The sequence below is a fragment of the Acetobacter pasteurianus subsp. pasteurianus LMG 1262 = NBRC 106471 genome (genome assembly GCF_000285275.1).
Lineage (GTDB): Bacteria > Pseudomonadota > Alphaproteobacteria > Acetobacterales > Acetobacteraceae > Acetobacter > Acetobacter pasteurianus.
Genome location: NZ_CADO01000072.1, coordinates 2,501 through 5,655, shown reverse-complemented (window position 1 = coordinate 5,655; position 3,155 = coordinate 2,501). Strand labels below are relative to the sequence as shown.

Annotated in this window: 1 tRNA gene and 2 rRNA genes; all 3 read right to left on the bottom strand. The window is 54.7% G+C overall.

Annotated features, from left to right (window positions below):
• A tRNA-Met gene (locus APA10_RS11025) sits at nucleotides 1–77 on the bottom strand.
• A gap of 55 nt (nucleotides 78–132) precedes the next feature.
• Nucleotides 133–248 (bottom strand): 5S ribosomal RNA (rrf, locus tag APA10_RS11020).
• A gap of 108 nt (nucleotides 249–356) precedes the next feature.
• Nucleotides 357–3,099 (bottom strand): 23S ribosomal RNA (locus tag APA10_RS11015).
• Nucleotides 3,100–3,155: the final 56 nt, after the last annotated feature.

Below are 3,155 nucleotides of genomic sequence, written 5' to 3'. Positions count from 1 at the left end.
TGGTTGCGGGGGCAGGATTTGAACCTGCGGCCTTCAGGTTATGAGCCTGACGAGCTACCGGGCTGCTCCACCCCGCGGTTGTAAGTGTGTTGAAATTTGTATGGGTAAGATTTGGGTAGGGTGGATTGGAAGACCTGGCGGCGACCGACTTTCCCGTGGCTTAAGCCACAGTATCATAGGCGCTGGGGGTTTTCACGGCCGAGTTCGGGATGGGATCGGGTGGATCTCTCCCCGCCATGGCCACCAGGTCATCCAGTCCACCCTGTAAGGGGTGTGTGGAGGACGGTTGGTTATGAAGAAGTAGGCGATATATGGATGATTTCTGTGCACGGGCTGTCCTTTTAAGGGGACAGTAAGAGAGTGAGCCTATTGGGTGATTAGGACCAGTTAGCTGCACGCGTTACCGCGCTTTCACACCTGGCCTATTAACGTGGTGGTCTACCACGACCCTCAGGGAGACCTAGTTTTGAGGTGGGTTTCCCGCTTAGATGCTTTCAGCGGTTATCCCTTCCATACTTAGCTACCCGGCGGTGCCGCTGGCGCGACAACCGGTGCACCAGAGGTATGTTCATCCCGGTCCTCTCGTACTAGGGACAAATCCTCTCAAGTCTCCAACATCCACGGCAGATAGGGACCGAACTGTCTCACGACGTTCTAAACCCAGCTCACGTACCACTTTAATCGGCGAACAGCCGAACCCTTGGGACCTGCTCCAGCCCCAGGATGTGATGAGCCGACATCGAGGTGCCAAACCTCCCCGTCGATGTGGACTCTTGGGGGAGATCAGCCTGTTATCCCTAGAGTACCTTTTATCCGTTGAGCGATGGCCCTTCCACGCGGGACCACCGGATCACTATGGCCGACTTTCGTCTCTGCTCGAGCTGTCACTCTCGCAGTCAGGCGGGCTTATGCCATTGCACTCAACAGCCGGTTTCCGACCGGCCTGAGCCCACCATCGCGCGCCTCCGTTACACTTTGGGAGGCGACCGCCCCAGTCAAACTGCCCACCATACAGGGTCCCGGATCAGGCTAACTGACCACGGTTAGACATCAGAAAAATTCAGGGTGGTATTTCAAGGATGGCTCCACAGGAACTGGCGCCCCTGCTTCAAAGCCTCCCACCTATCCTACACAGAATGTCTCTGATGCCACTGTAAAGCTGCAGTAAAGGTTCATAGGGTCTTTCCGTCTGACCGCGGATACCCCGCATCTTCACGGGGAATTCAATTTCGCTGAGCCGATGCTGGAGACAGCGGGGAAGTCGTTACGCCATTCGTGCAGGTCGGAACTTACCCGACAAGGAATTTCGCTACCTTAGGACCGTTATAGTTACGGCCGCCGTTTACCGGGGCTTCAATTCAGTGCTCTCACACCTCCTCTTAACCTTCCGGCACCGGGCAGGCGTCAGACCCTATACGTCGTCTTTCGACTTCGCAGAGTCCTGTGTTTTTAATAAACAGTCGCTACCCCCTGGTCTGTGCCACCCGCCAATGGTTGCCCACCAACGGGTCTCGCTTATCCCGAAGTTACACGAGCAATTTGCCTAGTTCCTTCAGCATCGTTCTCTCAAGCGCCTTGGTATTCTCTACCAGTCCACCTGTGTCGGTTTCGGGTACGGTCTATACGCCAGAGCTATTTCCTGGAATGCTCCAAAAGCCAGATCAATCCGTTAAGACCTGACAACATATCGCATTCGTCACTTCTGGCAGGTACAGGAATATTCACCTGTTTCCCATCGACTACGGCTCTCGCCCTCGCCTTAGGGGCCGACTAACCCTGCGTGGATTAACCTTGCGCAGGAACCCTTGGACTTTCGGCGACAGTGTTTCTCGCACTGTTTGTCGCTACTCATGTCAGCATTCGCACTTCCGATATCTCCAGAGAGGGTCACCCCGTCTCCTTCACTGACTTACGGAACGCTCCGCTACCGCGCATATCATAGATATGCACCCACAGCTTCGGCACGTGGCTTGAGCCCCGTTACATTTTCGGCGCAGGGTTTCTATTAGACCAGTGAGCTATTACGCTTTCTTTAAAGGATGGCTGCTTCTAAGCCAACCTCCTGGTTGTTATGGAATCCCCACATCCTTTCCCACTTAGCCACGATTTGGGGGCCTTAGCTGGTGGTCTGGGCTGTTTCCCTCTCGACAATGGACCTTAGCACCCACTGTCTGTCTGCCAGGCTATACTTCCGGGTATTCGGAGTTTGGTTGGGTTTGGTAAGGCTTTGGGCCCCCCTAGCCCATCCAGTGCTCTACCCCCCGGGGTAACCACCTGACGGTCTACCTCAATAGATTTCGCGGAGAACCAGCTATCTCCGAGTTTGATTGGCCTTTCACCCCTAGCCACAGCTCATCCCCGACTTTTTCAACAGGCGTGGGTTCGGCCCTCCAGTGCGTGTTACCGCACCTTCAGCCTGGCCATGGCTAGATCACTCGGTTTCGGGTCTTCTGCCAGCAACTATGCGCCCTATTCAGACTCGCTTTCGCTACGCCTACACCTATCGGCTTAAGCTCGCTGCAAACAGAAACTCGCTGACCCATTATACAAAAGGTACGCCGTCACCCCATAAGAGGCTCCGACTGCTTGTAGGCATCCGGTTTCAGGTCTCTTTCACTCCCCTCGTCGGGGTGCTTTTCACCTTTCCCTCACGGTACTTGTTCGCTATCGGTCACTAGGGAGTATTTAGGCTTGGAGGGTGGTCCCCCCATGTTCAGACAGGGTTTCACGTGCCCCGCCCTACTCAAGCATTTCCAAAGACACTACACATACGGGACTGTCACCCACTATGGTCAGCCTTTCCAGACTGTTCTGCTTCTTCTTCAAAAATGACTGGCCTGTTCCGCGTTCGCTCGCCACTACTAGCAGAATCTCAATTGATGTCTTTTCCTCCAGGTACTGAGATGTTTCAGTTCCCCGGGTTCGCCTCGTAACCCTATGTATTCAGATCACGATACCCATCGCTGGGTGGGTTGCCCCATTCGGAAATCTGCGGATCAATGCCTGCTCGCGGCTCCCCACAGCTTATCGCAGCGTGCTACGTCCTTCGTCGCCTCCTAGTGCCAAGGCATCCACCGAATGCCCTTCTCATACTCACTCACCCCATGCACAGAAACCATCCATACCTACTCACGCAGATACAAACAGCTCCAAAG